Below are 22,539 nucleotides of genomic sequence, written 5' to 3'. Positions count from 1 at the left end.
TTAAGCAGTCCGGTGTCGAGCTGCTTCCAAATTTATTTTTATCAATAAAGAAAAAACGCGATGCTTTGCAAAGTTTTTGCAAAGCGTGAGGCGCTGACGGCTAGCCACCGCCATGACTGGGTCAAAATAGCCACAATCTTTTCAAAATCCGTTGCTAGCGATAGCGTGGCGGTTCAAGTCCGCCCACTGGTACCATCTTCTTCTAAAGAAGAAGATACTGAAACCGACCTTTGAGTCTGTTTTTTTGTGTCTGAAATTCAGCAAATCGCCACGCAAGCGTGTCGGTCCAAGACATAGCCATATATTGAAGCTCCTCAAAACTCTCGATCTCCCTAAACGAACGACCTTTTACGATTTAAAGCAGTACTACTAATACGGCAACCCATTTTTAACTCACTTAACCAATTGATTCTAATTATATTTACATAATACTCTGCCAGTCGCTTACATAGTTACCAAAACACCACTAGTTGAAAACAGTTAAAAGGTTACTAAAATAAACCACCTAGAGACAACGAGATTTATTTCAATTTTTGGGAGTTTTGAGATGACCACTACAAAAGCAGGCAATGTACTAATTATTAATGCACACCAGTATTACCCTTTCTCGGAAGGCAAGCTAAACGCATCTTTCGTCGATAAAGCAGTAACGCTACTTGAAGCTAAAGGCTACAACACTCGCGTAGTGACAATGACTGAAGAACACAACGTTGAAGAACAGTTGGCCCATCATCAGTGGGCTGACATTGTCCTTCTACAGGCACCAATTAACTGGATGGGTGTGCCATGGTCTTTCAAGAAGTATATGGATGAAATTTACACTGCAGGTATGGGTGGAGCCCTATGTGCCGGCGATGGTCGCGTTGAAGAAGCGCCGAAGAAAAACTACGGCACAGGCGGTACCCTTACCGACGTTAAATATATGATGTCTTTAACCTTCAATGCTCCAGAAGAGTCATTTAACGACAGCGAAGAGTTTTTTGAAGGTAAATCTGTAGACGATTTACTGTTTCCAATGCATATGAACTTCAAGTTCTTTGGCATGAAGCCAATGGAAACTTTCGCTAGCTTTGACGTAATGAAAAACGCCGATGTAGAAAACGATTTCAAACGTTTTGAAGCCCACATCAACAAGCATTTTTAAGGATTTATCATGAGTACTGAATACACCAATAAGTTACATGCAGGTTCTGCTTTTCCAGATATTTCAGCAAAGCTGTTAAATGGCGACATTATAAAGTTAGCGACACCTGAGAACGGTCTTGATTGGAAAATGATAGTGGTTTACCGAGGGCAACATTGCCCACTTTGCACTCGATACCTCAATCAACTTGAGAGTGTTAGAGGTTATCTTGCCGAAACTGGCGTAGACCTTATTGCAGTGTCTGGCGACAGTAAAGCGCAGCTTGAAAGTCACCTTCCTAGGTTGGACATTAACTTTCCAATTGCGTACGGCTTAACGGTGGAGCAAATGGAAGAATTAGGCGTTTATATCTCTGATCCAAGGTCGCCTCAGGAAACTGATCACCCGTTTTCTGAACCCGCGCTGTTTGTTGTGAACAATGAAGGTAACGTGCACGTCGCTGATATTTCTAACAACCCATTTGTTAGACCTGAGTTAGAGACATTAGTAAGTGGTTTGGGCTGGATTCGTAACCCTGATAACAACTACCCTATTCGCGGTATGCACAAATAGGAGCTTCTATGAAAAAAGTGGCTAATTTCGTAGCAGCCCTTTTGGCAACGGGTACTATGTTATCTGGGTGTGCTATGGCGAACGATGACAATACAGGACACGCTCATATTGTATCGCCAAAGCACTACACTCTTCTTTTAGAAAACGAAAACGTGCTCGTTTTAAAAATGACGCTTCAGCCCGGCGAGGAAGACACTTGGCACCAACACAATGCTGAAACCGTTTATTTTGAAGATGGCGGAAAAGCCATCATCAAAACAGCTGACAAAGCAATGACCTTAGAAATCCCTGATGGTTATGTCATGTGGCATGACGAATGGGAGCACCAAGTTAAAAATATTGGTGACTCAACGATTACTGCAATAATTGTGGAAGCTAAATAACCAAGCCTTCGATTATAGTAAGTGATAGGAACGCGTTTAAAGTTAGTGTCAGGGCTACTTGGCACTAACTTAAACACCTATGCGCATACTCATTGTTATACCTGCCTTTCCCGATAGCAGCCCATGCTGGAAACAATAGTCTTGTGACTCTTTCCTTGAAGCCAATATGGTTTTAAAGTTATCGCGTTATATATTGACTTGCGGTACCTAGGAGCCAAGTGCCCTAGGATAACGTTGTCTAGTATGGAGTAACAATTGAAGTCCCCCAACAAACCAATTAAAGTCGCTCAGCACAAACTTTTATCACTTTCTGAAAGGCTTTAATTAATGAACATTGAACGAATGGAAACCAAGCAGCGCATGAGTCGTATTGTGAAACACAATGGCGTTATCTACTTATGCGGGCAAGTATGCGCAGATGCCACGCAAGATATCACCCACCAAACTCAAACCATGTTAGATAAAGTCGACAGTCTACTTATACAGGCAGGCAGCGATAGAAAGCATATGCTTTCAGCGACCATTTACCTTAAATCCATGGATGATTTTGCGAAAATGAATGAGGTATGGGATAACTGGGTTCCAGATGGTTACGCGCCAGCAAGGGCATGCGTTACTGCCGATATGGCCCGCGAAGCACTGCTCGTGGAAATCTCGGTAGTAGCAGCTGAAATTATTAATTGATCAAGCAACATTACTAATTAACATATCGGCTCTGCACCTTCTTTTCAGAGCCTTATGGCCTCTTTGTAAAATAAGGCTTCCCCGTCACATCACTGAAATAAAATACCTGTAACGTAAAATATTCGCCAATGGAGCCTGCGAAGGCTTACCCTCAAACACGCAAATTGCTCCGATATGAGTTTTCATGAAAAAATTGAAACGCTATCAATACGAACGATATGCCATCCTCTGTCAACTCGCCTACCCCGACGCCGACGCGCAATACGAAAAAATACTAGATCCTTTTCATGAACGTCATCTTGTCGATAAATACGGTAGAATGAGCGTAAGGATATTGTGGGTTGAGAACAAAAAAGAAGTCATCATCGTTTTTCGCGGTTCGTTAGGCTTTAAAGACTGGTTCGCAAACTTGTTTTTCATACCCTATCGATTGCGTCAGCTGAATCGAAGTTTCTTTGTCCACTGGGGCTTTGCGAGATTACTTGCGCAGCCAATGTACTCAAGTACAAAAACGTCCGATGACGCATTACCGCTACGAGAATTACTCGTAAAAGTGCTAGAGCCACTTCGCGCACAAGGTAAGCGGTTTTCATTTATCGGTCATTCATCTGGTGGTGCGGTCGCTGTGTTAATGGCCGATTATTTTGAAAGGCGCTTCCCAAAGTCGGTAAAAAGAGTCGTTACTTTTGGGCAGCCTGCAGTGGGCACCCGCTCTTGGTACAAGCATTACACGCTACACCACAGAACCTACCGTATTTGCTGCGACCTAGACGTAATCACCTTTATGCCTCCCTTCCCTTTTTACTTCTGGCATGTGGGTAAAATGCTTTGGCTGCATGATGATAAAATTTATGAAAACACGCCTACTCACAGGCGATTTTTAATGTCTCTTAAAAGCTGGTTGTTGCGCCCTATTACCTACCACTACATGCGGAAATATATTCGCAATAAGTCGCTTTTTGACGAGCATTGAAAGCGATCATTTTTAGCCATTTGTGCGTAATTTAAAACAGTTTACTACACACATACCCACCTATACTGCTTTGTTGGCAGGAGAAAGAATATATGGCTTCAATAAAGATCGAGCGAGCGAAAGCGGCACTCAAAAACGCATTCATCGGCGACGCACTCGCAATGCCGGTACACTGGTTTTACAACCCTGCTGATATCTATAAAGCCTTTCCACTAGGTATCGAACAATTTGAAGAAGCTCCTACGTTCCACCCTTCTTCTATAATGTCGCTGCATTCCACACAACAAGGTGGTCGTGCAAACAAAGCATCAGCTAGCCAAAAAGAGATAGTGGGTGAGGTTATTCTAAAAGGAAAAAGGCAGTACTGGGGTAAAGATAACGTTCATTATCACCAGGGAATGAAAGCTGGTGAAAACACCCTGAATGCCCACTGCGCCCGTATTGTTTTGACCTGCGCACTTAAAGGTTATGATGAAAATGAGTTTTTAAACCAGTACATTAGCTTTATGCGCGCTGATGTGCCTAAACACCCTGACACATATGCCGAGTCTTATCACAGAGGTTTTTTCGCAAATCTCGTACAAGGCATTCCGGCAGAAAAATGTGGGGCAGTTACCCACGATACGGCTTCGATAGGCGCTTTCGTATCGGTGACACCTTTAGCACTAGTAGAAGCTGCTAAAAATACTGCACTTAACGACATCAAATACCTGTGTCGTAAGCACTTGTATTTAACTCATCCCGATGAGTCGTTAGCCTCAGTCTGTGATTACTATGTTGAGCTGATATACAAATTGGTTCACCGCCATGATGAATCACCCAAAGACATTTTAGATGAAGTTGCGCGTAACTCAGCAGGGTTGAACTTGCCGTCCCTTACGGCAAAGAACAAAAGTGATATTGAAGTTGTAGGGCGCATGTATTCGCCAGCGTGTTATATCTCAGACGCATGGCCCGCTGTTTTATACTTCGCTTATCGCTATGCTGATAATCCGAAAAAAGCACTGATGGCAAACACTAACGTGGGCGGTGACAACGTGCATCGCGGTTTTGTTTTAGGGGCAATACTAGGTTTAACGCACGGAGCAGAGATAACCCCATGGTTTAGTGAATTAACTGATGCGAAAAAGCTAAACTCGCTAATCGATTCTCTAGCCGAGGAATAATTAGAATACGGAAGTATTGTAGTTTAAAGCTGTGCCCTTTCAAGGCGAAGCAAATGCCTAACTTAACGCTTTGTAAGCTACTAATTAACGATATTCGCTTCACCCTAGTTAACGTTGTGACAAAACCTTACAGCCTAACTGTTTGACCCGTTTTCGCCGCTTCAGATATGGCGTTAACAATCTTAATATCAGCAAGCCCTTCACTACCAGGTACCATTGGCTGGCGCCCAGTTAATATGGCTAAAGCGTCATTATCCATTTGAAGCGTTTGCTGCATCCCGTTAATAGGTGGCAGCGTTTTCCCGTCAGACGTTGTACCCGTTACACCGTTATAGCTCTGCATTGGTTTTAGCTGATACCAACCGTCTTCACAGTCAGCTTTAAAATGATTAAACCCTTCAACTACGCTAGTGCCGCAATCTGCCACCAGCCCGTCACCAAAGTCCATGGTGAATAAGGTAGTTTCATCAACTTCAGTGAATTTTTCTGGGAAACGTTGTGGAGGGTGGCTGCCAGTTACAGACAAAGGCTCTCGCCCCGTTAAAAAGCGCGCGCTGTTTATTGCATAAACGCCCATGTCATAAAGGGCACCGCCTCCCATATGCTTTTTCATGCGCCAGTTGTCTGCCGCCCTACCTTGCCCCGCATAACCGGCGAAGCTCGATACTGCGGATATATATCCATAGGGTTTCGTTTCAAGATATTGATAAAAAGTGCGTGTATTAGGTTCGTGCTGCATGCGATAGCCAATGGATAGAGTGACGTTATTTCGATGGCAAGCATCAATGATTGCCTGGCACTCCTCACTATCCATGGCCATTGGTTTTTCACACCACACGTGCTTTCCTGTATTGGCAGCCTTTACTGCAAAGTCTTTGTGCGTACCTGTGGGGGTAACGACATAGATAACGTCGATATCTTTGTTATTGGCTATTTTTGCCATAGAACCGTATGTATATACGTTGGCGTCTTTAATACCGTACTTTCTTTGCCACTTGGGAATTTTTTCTTCGCTACCTGTGATGATGCCTCGCAGCTCACAGTGCTGGGTGTGCTGTAGCGCAGGTGCTAATAAATTTGTGCTGTAGTTGCCTAAGCCAAGCAAAGCTACGCCTAATTTCTTTTTAGGTGGCTGAGCTAACAAACAAGGGCTGTGGGCAAGGAGTAGACCTGAACCCGCTATTTGAAGGAAGTGACGACGAGTAATACGAGGCATTAGCCCTCTCCATAAGACAATAATCCATGTATGCTTTTAGTAGTGTCTTTGACGTACTCATAGATCACTTGTATTTAAGTATTGAACTTTCAACATGAATTTTTCGTAATATTTAAATCCGAGTGACACTTGTACATAACTCGCGCAAAACTCGCTTCTTATCAAAGGCTAAGACATGGATAACGCTGGCTCTCTTAACGACAAACAAAAAAAGCATTTAACTGGTGCGTACCCGAAGATTGCCAAGCAAACAAAGCTGCTTAATACCTTAGTAATCTTTGCCTTTATTTACACGTTGTATTTGGCGAAGTCACTTCTCATCCCGCTGTTTTTCTCTGCGTTTATAGCCTTACTGTTAAGCCCACTTGTCGCCATTGCTAGGAAAGTATATGTACCACGGACAATGTCAGCAGGTGTATTGATTGCTCTATTGATAGCCCCTTTCACGTTGCTTATTTTAGAGCTTGCTGAACCCGCCGAACGCTGGATGCATTCACTGCCTAAAATAGCTGCCGAGATAACAGAAGAGATAGAAGAAATTAGCAGTAGCATTGATGCCTATACGTCACCGCCTGAGGCCGCTCCCGTAGAAAAGGGGCCCTCTATTTTTGACTGGTTTGGCGACGATGACTCTAATAAACAGGTACTTACTCCGCCAGATACTTCAAATTCAGTGACCGACAAGATCAAGCAAAGTGGCATTGATATGGGTTTGAACCTCTTCAGCAGTGCGCCTTTCTTACTAGCGCAAGTGCTTGGCTGCGTAGTATTGATCTTTTTCTTATTAGTCTTCGGTCCAAACCTCTTCCACGTTTTCATTAGAGATTTTCCAGTGGTCACGGATAAAAGACGAGCATTAGTGTTGGTCGATCAAATTCAACGAGAGCTTTCTTCATACATAGTAACGATAAGTATCATAAACACCTGTTTAGGGCTGGCTACGGCTAGCGCCTTTCATTTCTTCGGAATTGAAGATGCATTATTGTGGGGAGCGCTGGTTGCTTTGATGAACTTTGTACCCTATTTAGGCGGTATCGCTAGTTGTCTCGTGTTGCTCGTTGTGGGTCTAGTTCAATTTGGGCTTACCGGCAGCGCATTTTTACCCGCCGGTGTATTTTTAACATTAAACATTGTCGAGTCTCAGTTGATTACACCCGCCGTACTTGGGCGCAGTATGCAGCTCAATCCGCTGATAATCATAATTTGGATAGCCATTACAGGCTGGCTATGGGGCGTGATAGGAGTCCTATTAGCAGTACCAATTCTGATGTGTGTGAAAATCATCTTGGAAAACGTAGGCGTTTTTAATCATTGGATTCGGCTTATCGAGTCAAAATAGTTAACTGATTACCGCTTGTTTACACACGCAACGCTTTAGCAATACGCTTACGCCTTTACCCCTAAATCCTTGGGCGCACTGCATGCAGTTCAAAATCTACCGTGCCGTTTTTAAGCTTTTCGAGCTGCGCTGCATATTCTGATGATGCAAGAAGCGCCTCAATATCATTTGTACTATTCCACTCTATAATCACAATTTGCTGTGGCGCTACAGCGTAGGGGTTATGGTCGCTTAGTGATATATCCTGAGTTTTGGATACTACTTTACCGCCCAACGCTTGCGCTTTTTTTGCAAAGCTGTCGATAAAAGCATAATAGTTGTTAGGTGCTTTGGGGTTCACCCAGGCCAATGAAACTGAATATATCTTGTTAGTTGAAAATGAAAGTGTGGTGGGTTTACTTACCTCATAGTCATAAAGCTTTAATGCCTCCCATGCCTCTTTTCTTAATGCCTTTATATCGCTAAACAGTGGTAGCGATTGAAATGATTTTTGTGCAGTAAGTGAAGGCCACTGGCTTACCACAAAAACATTAGGACTAAAGGTTCCTATCAGTGTCTTCTCAACAACAAGTACCCCATTTTGGGTATACCCGTATTCGCGTGCTGTTGATGCTCCCAATTCAAAATACTTGTCTCGCAGCGGACGCTTTTCCGCTTCAGTTACAGGTGCAATAAGCTGCATCACCGCTCCTGGATTAAAATGCACCGACAACACTTTCTCTTTTTCGTCAGCAATTACGGGAGAGGTAAACAAAAAACTTAACAACCCGAACCCTAAAACTTTGAATTTTAATAAACTAAGTGACATTTCAACTCTCTCTTTAATAGTTAACTTTGTAGTTATGCGAATACATTAACAAGTGAATCACCCAAAAACACGGTTTGTTTTTTGTCCACAATGGTGCATTATCGTTCCATGAAAGATTGGAATGATTACGCATTAATTCTTGCCCTTCACAGGTCGATAACCTTAAGAGCGGCCGCAGTAGCTTTGGGAACCACTCATACCACGGTAGCAAGACGCTTGGCGTTATTGGAAAAGCAATATAACGCCAGTATTTTCGAGCGTATTCCCGGCGGGTACCGCGCTACCCCGTTTGGCGAGCAGCTTGTCGCCACCGCTATGCAGGTTGAAAGTGTTATTCGCGATTCAGAACAGCTTTACTGCGCAAGTAATGAAAAACTCGCAGGCCCAATAACGCTCTCACTGGGCGAGCCCATGTCGCAGTTTTTGTTGGTCAAAGAACTCGGTGAGTTCGCTCGGCTTTATCCGTCTATTCAATTAAAAGTGAAAAGCTCTACAAAATTCGCCGACTTAGACAAAGGCGAAGCGGATGTCGTTATACGCGGGGCACCTAAATTACCCGAACATTTAATTGGAAGGCGACTTTACAAGCTAGGCTTGTGCTTTTATGCACACAAAGATTACTGTGAAAATACACCCCGTAAAGACTGGCGATGGATTGCGCCGTTAGAGAATGAAGTTTGGCCGCAATGGCTAGCACAATCGCCTTACCCAGAGGTGCCTATTGGAATAACAATAGACGACATCATCTCTCGATATCACGCTATTTTAAACGGCGTGGGTATGGGAAGAGCTGCATGTTTCATGGGCGACCCACACCCCGACCTAGTGCGACTACCAGGGAGCGCGCCCGTTTTGAAATACGATATTTGGCTGCTCACCCACCCTGATCTGTATGAAAAGCCTAAAGTGAAATTGCTGATGCAGTTTTTAACCGATGCATTAATGGCTAAAAAATCGCTCGTTGAAGGGTAAGTTATTTAAGAATGTCGAACAATCTTACTATCGCTATATAACCAATAATGAAGCTCAATTTGTCCAAGCATGTCTATAGAAAGAATAAAAATCAATTGTCCGTTAAACTTGGCAAGATAATTGATTCACAAGGTAGAAATTAAGGTTTTAACAACGAGATTTTGACACTATGCGCCTACCTACTAAACAACTTATCAATAAAATCGAAAATTTGTCTAATGGCCTAACGCCAGAGCAGTTATCAAGCTTTTTAGATATTATTGACGCTATGACGGCGCTGGTTGAGGAAGCTGGCGAATTTAAGGAAAGTAATAAGGGCAACAAAAAAGTTGAGTCAGCGCCAGTGCCTGTACTTTCTAGCGTTGTTCACTAAATGTTATCAGCAATGTCCAAACAAGCTATTAGTTGATAAATACTGCCCATTGCAATACTTTAGCGCGCGTCCTACTTAGAAAAAGAGAAACGCGTGCTATACCTTGTTGCAGTTACAGTCCTATGGGCATTTTCCTTTTCGCTTATCGGTGAATTCTTGGCCGGCTCAGTAGATAGCTACTTTGCCGTATTAACCCGCATAATTCTTGCTGCAGCGGTGTTCCTTCCGTTTCTCAAAGTATCACTGCTAAGCGCCAAGCAAAAAGCGGTGTTGTCGGCTTTAGGTGCAGTGCAGTTAGGATTAATGTACATTTTCTTCTACCACGCGTTTTTGTATTTAACCGTGCCTGAAGTGCTGCTATTCACCATTTTCACACCGCTTTATGTCGTTATGTTAAACGATGCTCTGTTTAAGCGATTTACTCCGTTTCATTTGCTGTGTGCGCTTATCGCCACCGCCGGGGCAGCCATAATTCGTTTTGATGGCGTGACTGATAATTACTGGTTTGGTTTTGCTATTGTTCAGGGTGCTAATCTTTCCTTTGCGCTAGGGCAAGTAGGCTATAAAAAGCTGACCTCGACTTTTACAGTCCAAGTTCCCTATCACAACGTATTCGGGTGGTTTTATTTAGGCGCGTTAGTTGTAGCCTTGCCCGCGTTTTTCCTATTCGGCAACACAAGCCAACTACCGCAGAATACCGAGCAATGGGGAGTGCTATTGTGGTTAGGGATTGTAGCATCGGGGCTTGGATATTACTTCTGGAACCAAGGGGCGCTAGCCGTTTCTGGTGGTACCTTAGCCATAATGAATAACGCGCTGATTCCGGCAGGGCTTGTGGTTAACTTACTGCTTTGGCAAAAAGACACCGACTTTACACGTCTGTTTCTTGGCGGTGCTATCATCGCTATTGCGCTTTGGGTGTCTCATCAATACAACAATAAACAGAAGCAGATCTAAGCCTTACCAAAGCCAACTCTACATAGGGCTATACTCACTTACCATAGTGTAGTCTTTGCGCGGGCCTTTGACCTGCCATGTTGAGCGCCACACTGGCCACGCTGTGAAGTCATAGCGCACCACGTAATTATCATCGCCACATAAGTGTTCGGCGTTCGGGTTGCTCACACTAAATGTATGGAAATAGCGCTTATCGTCGAACAACACTTCAAACAAACCCGTTTGAGGCTGCTGCCAGAAATACCGACGTTCTGCAGGCATTACGCTTTTGTTGGGCGCAGTTACCTCGCCTTTTTCGTAATACCCTAAGGTGCAACTCTCTTTATGTGCGCTGCCATTATTTTGGTCTTCTTTGCCTTTGTGTTTTTTGACTATGTCGTCTTTGCCGATGTGGCCGTTATCTAGGTAGTCTTCACTTATGTAGCTTTTACCTTCTAGCCAGCTAAATTCAGCTTGGCCAGAAAAGGTAAATACATCGCCATTTCGCTGGATGATTTTGCGCGTTAGCGTCCATTGTCCAGCAAAATCGTCTAAGGAATGAGGATGATTCTCTATCATTGCTCTCCCTTACCAAAAATAGGTTACAGTGGCTGAATATTGGTCGCCGCGCCCCGGCGTTCCTGGGATTTCTTCAAAACGCTCGTCCCACAAGTTATCTACGGCCAATACTAGGTTTAACCCTTCAATTTGAGCCGGTGAATACGTAAGGGCAACATGCGAGAAGAATGCTGAGTCGCTGCCGTTTCTAAGCGCGTTGGTTTCTTGTTTTCGCCACTCGTTGTCAACGCGAACTTCAAGTGTATCGGTTGCAAACCACACCAACCCAAGGGTTGCGCGATGCGGCGGATAGTTAAGCGCGTAAAAGCTCGCGTCTACCTCATCAATTCGATAGTCTTCAGACTTGTCTAAGTAGGTATAGCTTGCCACCACATCTGCGCTCTCAAAGCGCTTAACTGCAATCAACTCAATACCCAGGGTTTCAATATCAACCGGGTTTGCACTGCGTGCTGAAGTAGCGTCGAAGCTATACGTCCAATCTGTCAGCTCGTTATCCCAGCGATAGAATACGGCGGTATCAACTTTGAAAGAGGAATGATCAAACGATGCCCCAAACTCTAGGTTTTTGCTGACTTCCCGCTGTAACTGGTTGTTACTTCTAAACAGACCGCTTGTGATGCTGCCCCCTACAGCCGTGTAGCCAGCCACCTGCGTCGCTTCTGCATACGAAAGATAGAGCGTACGCGAGGCATTGCTGTCCGTTTGGGTAAGCCAGCTAATATCGCCCACAAAAGACAGTCGGTCGTCGTCGCGATTTGTATCGTCAAACGCCCCACCTAAACGAACGGTAAGCGACTCATTGCTGTTCAACTGCGTTCTATATTCTGGCACTAGGCTTATTTTGTAGTAGTCGCGAGAGGTGAAATTGTTCTCTAGCGTGGTTGAGGTGATTTCGTCTACAGTAAGCTGTGCTGCGTAGTTGATACCAAATTCTTGCGAAACATTATGAGTACCGGAAAACGCCAATGACTTAACTTTGGTTTCGTGAAACGCCTGAAAAGATTCAGGATTTTCACGTGAGAATACGTAATGGTCGTCATTCTCTCTGTAGTAAGCAGAAACCTCAAAGGTATTTTTCATGCTCTTTTCGCCGTAGCCCTGTTTATGATTTAGCATGACCAAACGGGTTTGAATGTCTTCTGTCTCGTTTACGTTGAAAGGCGTGTACAAGTTAGGCCAGCCAAAAAACTTTTGCTGAAAGCCATAAAACACGTCGGTTTGTGAGTCATTACTTGCCAGCTGAATACGCCCTGACGCGCGTTCGAAATTATGATCGCCATTAGCAATAGTGCCATCACTTTCAGAGCGAGAATACTCCCCTTCAACCCCGACAGACCAACCGGGTAAATCACTAAGCGCGTACTTTACTGCACCGTGTACACGCTGCAAATTGAAGTTGTTATTACCTACTCCCACTGACACACTGCCTGCTGTTTGGATGGGACGCCAGCCGTAAGACACCGTACCTACAGAGCTATTTACACCGTAAAGCGCGTTATCGACCCCTGTGAAAATACTCGGCTTCGTCAACATTTCTGGCGCAATCGGAGTTTCAGCGAAATAGTGCCCCGTTTGCGGGTCGATAAGCGTTGCGCTTCCTATGCGAAACCCCGTGTTTTCGAATATACCGCCGCGAATAGTGACGTCAGCCTGCGCTTCTGCCATGTTCCTCGACTGCAAATCGACTCGCGGATCGTACTCTAAGTTAGATATAGGTGAATTAAATGTCCCTACCGGCTTGTTGTTCGCCGTCGCCGCCCCTTCAATCGTAATTTTCTCCACGCCTTTTTCGTTGCTGTTCACGCCAGAGTTAGCGTTTGATGAAACAACACTTTCAGCGGCCATGGCAGAAAAAGGTAGAGTACAAAAGAGTAATGAGAGGGTTGTATGACGCATTTAGGGTCCTAGTTCAAATTTACGGGTAGCCAGCAAGAAGGCGTGACAAAAACGCGAAGTGTATAGCATTGGCAGGCAGAGGAAAACGCCAGACAGTTGAGTTTGGACCAGTATATTCACTTTGCAACAACGCTTTGTAATAACGCTTTGCGCGTTTTCACCTTCCGAATGAAGCGCCCGATATGCAATTAGTCTTCAAGAATCATTAATCTCACCTTTTGGTTCCTAAGCCCTCTTGCGGAATGAAACGAGATAACATAACATCTACCGCCTTTTTTATAACCTGCTGAAGACACGTAAAACCTTGCTTATGCTTAACATTAAATTACCGTTTTTATTTTCGCTAGCTGCACTATCGGTAAATGCCGCTGCGCAAAGTGATGAAAGTTCCCTTCAAAGCGCTCATGATGAACTTGAACACATTGAGGTAAAAAGACACTTTCAGCCATACCGTGGTAATGTACCGCTAATCGACACCCCACAAGCAATCGACCGAATTACTGCTGATACCTTAGCGAATGAAGGGATCACGCGCTTCATCGATGCGCTAGATTTTGCGCCCACCATTGTTAGACAAAACAACTCTGGCGGCATGTTCGATAGCTTTGCGATCCGAGGTTTTTCTGGCGATGAAAATAACCCATCGGGTTATTTAATAAACGGCTTCAACGTGCGTGGCTATAGCGGTAATAGAAGCACGGTTAACGTTCAAACCATAGAAGTAATGAAGGGTCCGGGCTCAGCCTTATATGGTCAAGGTGAACCTGGCGGCACCATTAACGTTATTACCAAAAAACCTCAGTTCGAAGAGCAAGGCTACATCCAGGGTACCGTAGGTAATTTTGATAAAAAACAAGTAGAGTTCGATTACACGAACGGCATTAATTCAGACATGGCGTATCGCGTTAACGGTTCATACGAAGACTCTGATACTTATCGCGATAACGTGTTTTTCAAGAATTTGAACCTTAACCCTTCATTTATTTGGAACATTTCTGATCACACCAGCTTAAGCTATCAGATGGAAATATTGGATCAGGAAAAGCCGCTTGACCGCGGTGTGTTCATATTGAATAACGACTTTGACGCTGTAGATGCCGAAGACTTCTATGGTGATGTAAGAGACGGTGCCCATGAAGTTAAAGCCTTTGGACATCAGCTAGTGTTAAATCACGAGTTGAATCACAACTGGCATTTACTCAGTGGCTTTGCATATAGAGACTCGTCGTTTGAAGGGCAGTCTTCAGATACTGAACTGTCAGAAGGCCGTCAGCTTTTGTATACCGACCCATCTATACTTTCAAGGCAACGTAGAACCCGTGACTATCAAGCGCAAGACTTATCACTACGCTTTGAATTAAGTGGCGTGGTAGACGTGGCAGGCTTCGTAAATAACGTCTTGTTTGGTTTGGACTATTACAACTACCACATCGACACAGACTATCGTCGTTGGCGCACTGCGTGGGGTGCTGGTGATACCACTTACAGCATCAACCCTGAAAATCCAGACTACACTATTTTCAGACCTGACGTTACGCCCACTACACTCACGGCTGAAAAGCAAAAAGGGTTAGGTTTCTACGCACAAGATGTTATAGAACTTAGCGAAGCAACCAAGCTTTTAGTTGGCTTTCGCGTGGACAAATTCGAGCAAGACATTCTTAATAAGTTAAGCAATGAAGGGCAAGAACAAGACCAAACGGAAGTGACGCCGCGCTTTGGCTTCGTGTATGAAATCAATGATTCTGTTAGCCTTTACACTAGCTATGCAGAAGGTTTCAGACCCAACCCCGGACTTGACTCTGACCGCAATGCGTTTGACCCTGAAGAGACCACCTCTTTTGAGGTAGGAGCTAAGTGGGAAAACATTGCTGATATGTTTTCTGGTAGCGTCGCTATTTTTGATGCTGAAAAGACCAACATGCTTACCGCTGAACCTAACACTGGCTTTTCAGCTACGCTCGGTGAAGTTGAAAGCAAAGGGGTTGAGTTTCAATTAACGACTGACCTTACTTCAGACATTCGCCTTGATATGGCCTACGCATACGTAGATGCTAAAACCGCGAACGAAGTCAATAACTTGGATTGGGGCGTGCCTATTCCTAAAGGGTCGCGCTTAATCAATATTGCCAAGCATTCGGGGTATATCTCGCTTAACCATTTCACAAGCGTATTTGAAAAAGAAGCGTTCATTGGTGTGACCATGCGTTACGTGGGCGATCGCTTAGGGCAAACCACCGATCCAACATTCATTTTGCCGTCTTATACCCTTGTGAACTTAGCAGGGTCAGTGAATATCAGCGATGCACTTTCTATGAGGTTTGACGTAAATAATCTGTTCGATAGAGATTATTTTGAGAACTCATACCATCAGCTTTGGACCATGCCGGGTTCACCAACTAACTATACGGTGAGCCTTAAGTACCAGTTCTAGTAATAAGTTTCGAAAGCCTGTGTTTCAGTAATTTCTTTTAAACTGCGCAAGAGGCACGTTTAAAACTGAAAATAAAAGCCGGAAGCGTTTTCACGCTTCCGGCTTTTCAATTTTATAATTCCAACAAATGTAAGGCTTGTTTTCCTTGCTACAAACTCTCTAAATCAAACGCGCCTTGCTTTGAGAGCTTTTCGTTCAATGGCTTCACTTCTTCACCAAACAAGGTTTCTAGCTGCACTTTGTACTGCTGCCACTTTGACTCTAAGTCTTTCAACCGTTTTAGTGCACCAGCTTGTGCAGGCGCGCCCGTTCTGTCGAAGTTATCCATCAAGAAACGTACTTGTCTGTCGAGCATATTCGGCCAGTTAATGTCGTCTTCAAAGGTTTGATGTTTGGGCTGAATAACCAACGCTTCCCAGTCGTCGATTGCACTAACAATGCGCTCGATTGAAGCCGACACATCGCTTGCCAGCATTACGTTATCTTCAGACACACCGTTTAATTGTGCTCGCACATCACGGGCTTTTTGCAGGTGAGCAAACAAATCATTCAGTAAGGTTTCTGTAGCCTGAATGCTCTTTTCAACCACTTGCAGTTGCGCTTTATCTGCTTCTTCTCTTGGGTCTGGAAGTACTTTAAACGCGCGAGTTTGTGCCTGTTCACCGACAGTGATTTTCGCTTTGTAGTCTCCAGGCATAACACGGGCGCCTTTCCAACCACCAAACAGCTTTACATTCTCGATGCAGTTCAACGGCTCACGTCGAAGATCCCATACAAATTCGTTGTAACCCGCTTTTGCTGCTGGGTGTTTAAATTTGATGGGGCTACGAACGTCTTCATTACCCTTTGCGCATTTTTCAAATGCACTAGGTGCCGATGACAGTGTGCGAACCAGCTCGTTATCGGCATTAAATATATCGATACGCAGCGTTTGCTCTTCTTCTAATACGTCTTTCAGGTAATAACGGAAGGTAGCACCACGTGACGGGTTTTTCGCTTGAGGCTGGTCAGTCATGCCACCGCCAGATAGCAAGCGAATGCCATCTACGGGTTCAAACTGAAATAGCGCTTCGCCATCTAGCGACTTGTGCACTTCACGTAGCGGGCTCATGTCGTCTAATATCCAAAAGCCTCGCCCTTGGGTTGCAATGACCAAATCATCACCTTTAACCTGCATATCGGTAATCGCCACAGGCGGAAGGTTTAAGTCTAATTCTTGCCAGTGTTTACCGTCGTCGAAACTAATAAACATACCGCTTTCTGTACCCGCGAACAGCATACCTTCGCGCTCTGTATCTTCACGCACTACGCGAACAAAGGCGTCCTCTGGTAGGCCTTCGTCAATACGCTTCCAGCGCTTGCCGTAGTTGTCGGTTTTATAAATGTAAGGCGTGTAATCATTTAATTTATAGCCTGCTACCGCAACGTAAGCTCTGCCTTGTGCGTGAGGGCTAAGTTCTATGGCATTGACCTGCGCTTCTTTTTTGTGAGGGGTGATATCTTTCCAGTTTTTGCCCTCATCACGGGTTATATGCAGCTTACCGTCATCGGCTCCCACCCAAAGTTCGCCTTTGTTAACTGCTGATTCGGCAATATAGAAAACCGTATTGTAGTATTCAGCCCCAGCTTGCTCATTGGTAATGGGTCCACCGTTCAAGCCTTGCTTTTCAGGCTCGTTACGGGTCAAGTCTGGGCTAATTTCTTGCCAGTTCACACCTCGGTCGGTCGTTTTTAAGATCATCTGCGTGCCATAGTATACGGTGTCAGGATCGTGTTTTGACACTATTACTGGGGCATTCCAGTTGGTGCGGTACTTTTGATCCCGTGCGTTTCTGCCAAACACATATTCAGGGTAAGGCATAATGGGCCGCGTTAGCCCAGTATCGCGGTTGTATTCGGTTAACGTTCCATTGATGGTAGTGGCGTAAATCAGTGTTGGATCGTCAGGGTTAAAGGCAATATGCGCACTTTCACCACCGCCCACGGCAAATTGATCTTCAATTCCTACACCGTCACCCCAGGTTTCAGACGGGGTTGCCATGGTAGTGTTATCTTGCTGCCCGCCATAAACGTAGTAAGGATTTAAGTTGTCAGTAATAACGCGGTAAAACTGCGCCGTTGGCTGATTGTAAATGCTTGACCAAGATTCACCGCCGTCGAAGGTAACGGTTGCACCACCGTCGTTAGCGTTAATCATATTTAAGCTGTTTTCCGGGTTTATCCACATATCGTGGGTATCACCGTGGGGCAAAGATTTAATTTCGAAGGTTTTACCGCCATCAATGGATTTATGCAGCTGCACATTCATCACATAAAGGGTATTTTCGTCGTTAGGGTCTACCTTGATGTGGTTGTAGTACCACGCGCGGGCTTTAAGAATATTATCGCCGTTCATTAACGACCAAGACTTACCCGCATCGTCACTGCGATAAAGGCCGCCTTCATCAGCCTCGATAATGGCATAAAGGCGCTTCGGGTTAGATGCGGCAATATCCACACCTACTTTACCGATAAGCTTAGGCAGGCCTTTTTCTAGCTTGTCCCAGCTTTCGCCGCCATCTGTTGACTTATAAAGGCCACCGCCCTCACCGCCCGATTTAATAAACCAAGGCGTTCTGCCGTGATGCCACATGCTGGCATAGAGAATTCTCGGGTTAGTAGGGTCGATAGCTAAGTCGGCAGCGCCCGTATCAGCATTAACTTTCAATACATGCTGCCATGTTTCGCCGCCGTCTATCGTTTTGAATATACCGCGTTCTTCATTAGACCCCCAAATATTACCTTGTACCGCTGCCCAAGCTATATCAGGGTTAGTGGGGTGTATGCGAATTTTGGGGATTTGACCGCGTTTATCTAAACCCACCAGCTTCCAGGTTTCACCGCCGTCTGTAGATTTATAAACACCTTTTCCGTGACTGGTAGTTACCCCTCGAATAGGGCCTTCACCCGTACCTACATAAATAACGTTTGGATCTGAAGGCGCAACGGCGATAGAACCTATGCTGCCTACCTTAAATGTTTTATCGGATATGGCTTTCCAGGATAAACCCGCGTTTTCGGTTTTCCAAACACCGCCACCTGCGGTGCCCATAAAATAAAGATTGGTATTACCTTCAACCCCAGTAACCGCCACAGAGCGCCCACCGCGATAAGGCCCAATAAAGCGATACTCCATTTTATCGAAAAGTTCGGGGTTAACCGTATCTTCAAGTGCGAATGCAGAATGCGAGAAACTAGAAAGTGCGCTTACGCAAATAGCAAAAGCGGCCACCATTTTCCGAGAAACCAGTCTCTGTGAAACCATAGATAGTGCCTTGTCGTGTTTTTATTTTTAAAAAGAAGAACTTCTTATACTGCTTTGTTGAAGGCGTTATGGCAAAAGTTTTTGTTAATGATGCTCGTATGCATTTCGCAGTAGTACTTTAACGATTTCGTTGTTCATCTGTTGCCTCAGCCCTTACAATGAATGCATTCTGTTGTTACAGCGATAGCATTAGTAGCTCACGCTGTGTAATTCGACACCTAATTACTAAAGAGACTTTTTTTATGAGATTTCTACTTTCTATAGCTTTCGCTATTACGCTTGCTGGCTGTGCATCCCTTTCTCAGTTAGCGGTTTACACGGTTTCTAACGCCGAATTAGAGCAAGTACTCGATAGCCAAGTGAGTAAGCTACAAAAGAAGACCTCACTTGCTGGCATTCCGCTTTATCTAGATGTGGAAGATATGACAGCAACCATAGGCCCAGATGGCAGAGACGTGGTTCAGCTAGGCGCTATTGCCACGGCGCGTATTAGTGCATTTGGATTGAACTACCCTGCAAAAGTGAGTCTTGCTTTAGAAGGCACGCCTTATTACGACAGTGAAGAAAAAGCGATTTTTGTGCGCTCATTATCTCTACTTGATAGCACAATTGATGCTGGCGGCTTTAAGGGTAATTTAGCCCCTGTAAGTGGCGAATTTATGCAGCTTATCAACGGTTATTTAGCATCGAACCCGGTTTATCGCTTAGACCCGACGAACAAAGCAGTAAGCATGCTTTCAACGGTACCTTTACAGCTAACTGTAGAGCAAGGGCAGCTTGCACTTCGACCTAAACAATAATCATTGAAAAAACGTAAGCAGTGTCGAGATTATTTGTGGTTAAAGGTACTAAAGTAACCTGAGCCTCGATGCTCGCAAACAGATTTTCCCATTCAGTGAAATAGGCAGGCATAGTGACAGAACGTATCAAAACACTAGATGAATTCGCAAAGCACGTAGATTACTCTTTGCTGAATACCCTTACCCCAGACCCGCAGTCGACGTGCGATGGTGACGACCATGATCCGCGCCAAGTCTTCTCAGGTCACTATGTGCCGGTTACTCCGACCCCATTGCGTTCACCCAAATACATTGCTCACAGCGAAACGCTATTTGCTGAAATGGGCTTAGACGACAGTCTGGCAACATCTAAAGATTTCACCCAGCTGTTTTCGGGCGACATGTCATCAGTGCCCGAACCTATGCAGCCTTTCGGCTGGGCAACCGGCTATGCGCTTTCAATTTATGGTACTGAATACACGCAGCAATGCCCGTTTAGAACGGGCAACGGCTACGGTGACGGCAGAGCAATCTCTATCGTTGAAGCAGTATTAAACGGCAAGCGTTGGGAAATGCAGTTAAAAGGCGCGGGGCGCACGCCTTATTGTCGCGGCGCAGATGGTCGAGCGGTATTGCGCTCTAGCGTGCGCGAATTTTTAGTGCAAGAGCACATGCATGCGCTTGGCATCCCAACATCACGCTCACTTAGCTTGTTTATGTCTGAATCTGACACCGTAGACAGGCCTTGGTATCGCGAAGGCTCTCATTCCTATGAGCCTGAAGTGATGGTAGAAAATATAACGGCGATATCCACCCGCGTCGCCCCATCGTTTTTGCGCGTAGGACAAATAGAGCTTTTCGCTAGGCGCGCACGCTGTAACGAACACAGCGAAGCATTAAACGAGCTAGAAGCCATTGTTAAACACCTTATTGAGCGAGAGTACGCAAGTGAAATAGACGCAGCAGCACCATTTGAAGAGCAAGTGGTAACATTAGCTAAGCTTTTTAGAGGCCGGTTAACTCGTCTCGTTTCTAATTGGGTTCGCGTAGGTTATTGCCAAGGCAATTTTAATAACGATAACTGCGCCGCCGGCGGCTTTACGCTGGATTACGGGCCATTCGGCTTTTGTGAGTTTTTTGAAGCAGACTACCAACCTTGGACAGGTGGCGGTCGTCACTTCTCGTTTTTAAACCAGCCCATTGCTGCACAGAAAAACTTTGATATGTTCTGTCGCTCACTGATGACGTTACTTGAAGGCAACAGTGAACAACTCGCTAAGCTTAACGATATTAACGACAGTTTTTCTGACGTTATGGAACGCGCCATGGAGGGCATGTGGGCGACAAAGATGGGCACTGCCAGCTACGACCACGACTTGCTTATCAAGCTGCTGAAATTAATGCTTCGCACTGGCGTTGACTACAATATGTTTTTCAGAGAGCTATCATCGATACCTGAAGATATGGCGAGTTTGACGAAGAGCTTTTACTACCCGCCTAAAGCAGAGGTCATTACAGAATGGGAAGCCTGGTTACAAACATGGCGTGAGCGTATTGAAAAGGACGCTGAAGCACAAGTTGATGCAGCAAACGCTATTGCTGCTACCGCAGAGAACATGCGCCAAGCTAACCCTAAATTCACATGGCGTGAATGGCTTATTGTGCCTGCCTACAAAGCCGCAGAGAAAGGTGACTTTACCCAAATTCACGAACTAAAGAATATACTTACCGCGCCTTATGATGAGCAGACAGAAGAGGTAGAGAATAAGTATTATCAACTGCGCCCACTTGAATTTTTCAGTACTGGCGGAGTCGCGCACTACAGCTGCTCTTCGTAACAAAGAGCAGCTTCAGTTTAGCTATAGCGCACTTTTCCATGCAGCTTCTGGAAGTAAGTACAAACCTTTCTCGCTTGTTGCACCTTCATTCACAATATAGCCAATGCCCGCAGCCATAACCGCTAACGTCACGTCAAACGCATTAATGCTGTCTCCATAGCCCGCGGTTAAATTAAACATAGAGCCATCAGCCAAAAGATACAGTGTTTTATCGCCCAGTTTATAAGCATTTACATAAGGCATTGGCTCACTGTGTGTAGAATTATTTTTAAGATACGGTACATCAATTTCTTGGGCTACATGGCCTACATTTAGAATAAATGCCCCGTCTTTCATGCTGTCTAAATGTTTTGAGTTCACTACGCCATAGGCACCAGTTGCAGTGGCAATAACGTCAGCTTGGCTAGCGGCTTCGTTTAAATCAACCACTGGCCAGCCGTCGTATTTCGCCTGAAGTGCTCTTGCTGGTTCAAGTTCTGCAACTTGAACCTGTGCGCCAAACGCTTTTGCCGACGCGGCCACGCCCTGCCCCACTAAACCATAACCAATAACAACCACAACTTTTTCGTGCAGGGTTAAATGGGTGGTTTGGAAGAAGGTTTGCCATGCACTTAAACCCACCATGTGCCTGTTGTGAAGCCCTTCTTTTACTGGCAAGTCATCCCAGTTAAAAATAGGATAGTTTGGCGCCATTCCGTTTAAGCGATTAATACCAGAGCCCGTTGCCTCCAAGCCCGAAACGATGCCTGGTACTGGTTTATTGGCTTTGATATTTTCATGCAGTCGAGTTGTGAGGTCCGCGCCCATTTCACACAAATGGGTAGGCTGCCACGCCAGCGCTTTGTCGAATGACTCAGACCAGTCAGCGTCGCTCATATCTCGCCACGCATGGGCTGTTGCGCCTCTATCTACAAGATATGACACCACGTCATCTTGCACTGTAGTAGGATTGCACGTGGTAAGAAAAATGTCGCAACCACGAGAAAGCAGCCCCTCTACCAACGGTGCCATTTTTAAATCTAAATGCATGTTGCAGGCAAGCTTAACATTAGACAGGTCAGGAAGTGATGCAATGGCTTTGCGAGTGCGTGGCATATGCAGGCTGGCCCACGCCAACTCTGCTTGAAAATCTTGGTACATGAAAAGCATACTCTGAAGAAACG

The 22,539-nt window shown here is 45.0% G+C and carries 20 protein-coding genes; 14 read left to right on the top strand and 6 right to left on the bottom strand.

Annotated features, from left to right (window positions below):
- Positions 1–60: 60 nt before the first annotated feature.
- The 7 genes from ACXAER_RS14000 (at position 61) to ACXAER_RS13970 (ending at position 4,902) form a co-directional block, all read left to right on the top strand.
- A complete protein-coding gene (locus tag ACXAER_RS14000) occupies positions 61–234 on the top strand; it encodes a hypothetical protein (RefSeq protein ID WP_474830159.1) in 174 nt (57 codons plus the stop codon).
- 313 nt (positions 235–547) lie between these two features.
- Complete coding sequence (locus ACXAER_RS13995) at positions 548–1,144, top strand: NAD(P)H-dependent oxidoreductase (protein WP_474830157.1); 597 nt, start codon at positions 548–550, stop codon at positions 1,142–1,144.
- A gap of 9 nt (positions 1,145–1,153) precedes the next feature.
- Positions 1,154–1,696, top strand: coding sequence for a redoxin domain-containing protein (locus ACXAER_RS13990; RefSeq protein ID WP_474830155.1), 543 nt, complete (start codon positions 1,154–1,156; stop codon positions 1,694–1,696).
- An 8-nt stretch (positions 1,697–1,704) separates the two neighbouring features.
- Positions 1,705–2,079 carry a cupin domain-containing protein gene (locus tag ACXAER_RS13985; protein ID WP_474830153.1) on the top strand — a complete coding sequence of 125 codons (375 nt, stop codon included), beginning with the start codon at positions 1,705–1,707 and terminating at the stop codon, positions 2,077–2,079.
- A 327-nt stretch (positions 2,080–2,406) separates the two neighbouring features.
- A complete protein-coding gene (locus tag ACXAER_RS13980; RefSeq protein ID WP_474830150.1) occupies positions 2,407–2,763 on the top strand; it encodes a RidA family protein in 357 nt (118 codons plus the stop codon).
- Positions 2,764–2,947: 184 nt separating this feature from the next.
- Positions 2,948–3,736 carry a lipase family protein gene (locus tag ACXAER_RS13975; RefSeq protein WP_474830148.1) on the top strand — a complete coding sequence of 263 codons (789 nt, stop codon included), beginning with the start codon at positions 2,948–2,950 and terminating at the stop codon, positions 3,734–3,736.
- A 92-nt stretch (positions 3,737–3,828) separates the two neighbouring features.
- Complete coding sequence (locus ACXAER_RS13970; protein ID WP_474830146.1) at positions 3,829–4,902, top strand: ADP-ribosylglycohydrolase family protein; 1,074 nt, start codon at positions 3,829–3,831, stop codon at positions 4,900–4,902.
- 127 nt (positions 4,903–5,029) lie between these two features.
- Here the strand turns inward: ACXAER_RS13970 and ACXAER_RS13965 are convergent, their stop codons facing one another.
- Complete coding sequence (locus tag ACXAER_RS13965) at positions 5,030–6,118, bottom strand: Gfo/Idh/MocA family protein (protein WP_474830144.1); 1,089 nt, start codon at positions 6,116–6,118, stop codon at positions 5,030–5,032.
- Between the two features lie 175 nt (positions 6,119–6,293).
- On the opposite strand from ACXAER_RS13965, the gene ACXAER_RS13960 reads away from it, so the two are divergent.
- The gene (locus ACXAER_RS13960) at positions 6,294–7,457 is read left to right on the top strand and encodes an AI-2E family transporter (RefSeq protein WP_474830142.1); all 1,164 of its coding nucleotides are present in this window, start codon (positions 6,294–6,296) and stop codon (positions 7,455–7,457) included.
- 61 nt (positions 7,458–7,518) lie between these two features.
- Here the strand turns inward: ACXAER_RS13960 and ACXAER_RS13955 are convergent, their stop codons facing one another.
- The gene (locus ACXAER_RS13955) at positions 7,519–8,265 is read right to left on the bottom strand and encodes a hypothetical protein (RefSeq protein WP_474830140.1); all 747 of its coding nucleotides are present in this window, start codon (positions 8,263–8,265) and stop codon (positions 7,519–7,521) included.
- A gap of 108 nt (positions 8,266–8,373) precedes the next feature.
- Here ACXAER_RS13955 and ACXAER_RS13950 point away from each other — a divergent pair, with 108 nt between their 5' ends.
- The 3 genes from ACXAER_RS13950 to ACXAER_RS13940 all read left to right on the top strand — a co-directional run bounded on the left by ACXAER_RS13950 (position 8,374) and on the right by ACXAER_RS13940 (position 10,567).
- A complete protein-coding gene (locus tag ACXAER_RS13950) occupies positions 8,374–9,237 on the top strand; it encodes a LysR family transcriptional regulator (protein ID WP_474830138.1) in 864 nt (287 codons plus the stop codon).
- Between the two features lie 169 nt (positions 9,238–9,406).
- Complete coding sequence (locus tag ACXAER_RS13945) at positions 9,407–9,610, top strand: hypothetical protein (protein WP_474805073.1); 204 nt, start codon at positions 9,407–9,409, stop codon at positions 9,608–9,610.
- 93 nt (positions 9,611–9,703) lie between these two features.
- Positions 9,704–10,567, top strand: coding sequence for a DMT family transporter (locus ACXAER_RS13940; protein ID WP_474830136.1), 864 nt, complete (start codon positions 9,704–9,706; stop codon positions 10,565–10,567).
- A gap of 18 nt (positions 10,568–10,585) precedes the next feature.
- Here the strand turns inward: ACXAER_RS13940 and ACXAER_RS13935 are convergent, their stop codons facing one another.
- Both ACXAER_RS13935 and ACXAER_RS13930 read right to left on the bottom strand, forming a co-directional pair.
- A complete protein-coding gene (locus ACXAER_RS13935) occupies positions 10,586–11,125 on the bottom strand; it encodes a DUF6314 family protein (protein WP_474830134.1) in 540 nt (179 codons plus the stop codon).
- 9 nt (positions 11,126–11,134) lie between these two features.
- Complete coding sequence (locus ACXAER_RS13930; protein WP_474830132.1) at positions 11,135–13,021, bottom strand: TonB-dependent receptor domain-containing protein; 1,887 nt, start codon at positions 13,019–13,021, stop codon at positions 11,135–11,137.
- A gap of 310 nt (positions 13,022–13,331) precedes the next feature.
- Here ACXAER_RS13930 and ACXAER_RS13925 point away from each other — a divergent pair, with 310 nt between their 5' ends.
- A complete protein-coding gene (locus tag ACXAER_RS13925) occupies positions 13,332–15,455 on the top strand; it encodes a TonB-dependent siderophore receptor (protein WP_474830130.1) in 2,124 nt (707 codons plus the stop codon).
- A gap of 148 nt (positions 15,456–15,603) precedes the next feature.
- On the opposite strand, the gene ACXAER_RS13920 is transcribed toward ACXAER_RS13925, so the two are convergent.
- The gene (locus ACXAER_RS13920; protein WP_474830128.1) at positions 15,604–18,759 is read right to left on the bottom strand and encodes a WD40/YVTN/BNR-like repeat-containing protein; all 3,156 of its coding nucleotides are present in this window, start codon (positions 18,757–18,759) and stop codon (positions 15,604–15,606) included.
- A 242-nt stretch (positions 18,760–19,001) separates the two neighbouring features.
- Between ACXAER_RS13920 and ACXAER_RS13915 the strand changes: the two genes are divergently transcribed.
- Together ACXAER_RS13915 and ACXAER_RS13910 are read left to right on the top strand one after the other, a co-directional pair.
- A complete protein-coding gene (locus ACXAER_RS13915) occupies positions 19,002–19,559 on the top strand; it encodes a YceB family lipoprotein (RefSeq protein ID WP_474830126.1) in 558 nt (185 codons plus the stop codon).
- A 113-nt stretch (positions 19,560–19,672) separates the two neighbouring features.
- Positions 19,673–21,376 carry a protein adenylyltransferase SelO family protein gene (locus ACXAER_RS13910; protein ID WP_474830124.1) on the top strand — a complete coding sequence of 568 codons (1,704 nt, stop codon included), beginning with the start codon at positions 19,673–19,675 and terminating at the stop codon, positions 21,374–21,376.
- 21 nt (positions 21,377–21,397) lie between these two features.
- On the opposite strand, the gene ACXAER_RS13905 is transcribed toward ACXAER_RS13910, so the two are convergent.
- Positions 21,398–22,516, bottom strand: a complete 1,119-nt coding sequence (locus ACXAER_RS13905) for an adenosylhomocysteinase (RefSeq protein ID WP_474830122.1) — start codon at positions 22,514–22,516, stop codon at positions 21,398–21,400.
- Positions 22,517–22,539: the final 23 nt, after the last annotated feature.

The sequence above is a fragment of the Alteromonas sp. AWJ4_199 genome (genome assembly GCF_056159165.1).
Note: the sequence above shows the minus strand (reverse complement) of the source record. Positions and strands in the feature narration are given on the sequence as shown.

What these genes read in the sequence shown, in the direction of transcription:
- ACXAER_RS14000 (WP_474830159.1), top strand. Translation starts at nt 61, where the DNA reads ATGCTTTGCAAAGTTTTTGCAAAGCGTGAGGCGCTGACGGCTAGCCAC.
- ACXAER_RS13995 (WP_474830157.1), top strand. Translation starts at nt 548, where the DNA reads ATGACCACTACAAAAGCAGGCAATGTACTAATTATTAATGCACACCAG.
- ACXAER_RS13990 (WP_474830155.1), top strand. Translation starts at nt 1,154, where the DNA reads ATGAGTACTGAATACACCAATAAGTTACATGCAGGTTCTGCTTTTCCA.
- ACXAER_RS13985 (WP_474830153.1), top strand. Translation starts at nt 1,705, where the DNA reads ATGAAAAAAGTGGCTAATTTCGTAGCAGCCCTTTTGGCAACGGGTACT.
- ACXAER_RS13980 (WP_474830150.1), top strand. Translation starts at nt 2,407, where the DNA reads ATGAACATTGAACGAATGGAAACCAAGCAGCGCATGAGTCGTATTGTG.
- ACXAER_RS13975 (WP_474830148.1), top strand. Translation starts at nt 2,948, where the DNA reads ATGAAAAAATTGAAACGCTATCAATACGAACGATATGCCATCCTCTGT.
- ACXAER_RS13970 (WP_474830146.1), top strand. Translation starts at nt 3,829, where the DNA reads ATGGCTTCAATAAAGATCGAGCGAGCGAAAGCGGCACTCAAAAACGCA.
- ACXAER_RS13965 (WP_474830144.1), bottom strand. Translation starts at nt 6,118, where the DNA reads ATGCCTCGTATTACTCGTCGTCACTTCCTTCAAATAGCGGGTTCAGGT.
- ACXAER_RS13960 (WP_474830142.1), top strand. Translation starts at nt 6,294, where the DNA reads ATGGATAACGCTGGCTCTCTTAACGACAAACAAAAAAAGCATTTAACT.
- ACXAER_RS13955 (WP_474830140.1), bottom strand. Translation starts at nt 8,265, where the DNA reads ATGTCACTTAGTTTATTAAAATTCAAAGTTTTAGGGTTCGGGTTGTTA.
- ACXAER_RS13950 (WP_474830138.1), top strand. Translation starts at nt 8,374, where the DNA reads ATGAAAGATTGGAATGATTACGCATTAATTCTTGCCCTTCACAGGTCG.
- ACXAER_RS13945 (WP_474805073.1), top strand. Translation starts at nt 9,407, where the DNA reads ATGCGCCTACCTACTAAACAACTTATCAATAAAATCGAAAATTTGTCT.
- ACXAER_RS13935 (WP_474830134.1), bottom strand. Translation starts at nt 11,125, where the DNA reads ATGATAGAGAATCATCCTCATTCCTTAGACGATTTTGCTGGACAATGG.
- ACXAER_RS13930 (WP_474830132.1), bottom strand. Translation starts at nt 13,021, where the DNA reads ATGCGTCATACAACCCTCTCATTACTCTTTTGTACTCTACCTTTTTCT.
- ACXAER_RS13925 (WP_474830130.1), top strand. Translation starts at nt 13,332, where the DNA reads ATGCTTAACATTAAATTACCGTTTTTATTTTCGCTAGCTGCACTATCG.
- ACXAER_RS13920 (WP_474830128.1), bottom strand. Translation starts at nt 18,759, where the DNA reads ATGGTTTCACAGAGACTGGTTTCTCGGAAAATGGTGGCCGCTTTTGCT.
- ACXAER_RS13915 (WP_474830126.1), top strand. Translation starts at nt 19,002, where the DNA reads ATGAGATTTCTACTTTCTATAGCTTTCGCTATTACGCTTGCTGGCTGT.
- ACXAER_RS13905 (WP_474830122.1), bottom strand. Translation starts at nt 22,516, where the DNA reads ATGTACCAAGATTTTCAAGCAGAGTTGGCGTGGGCCAGCCTGCATATG.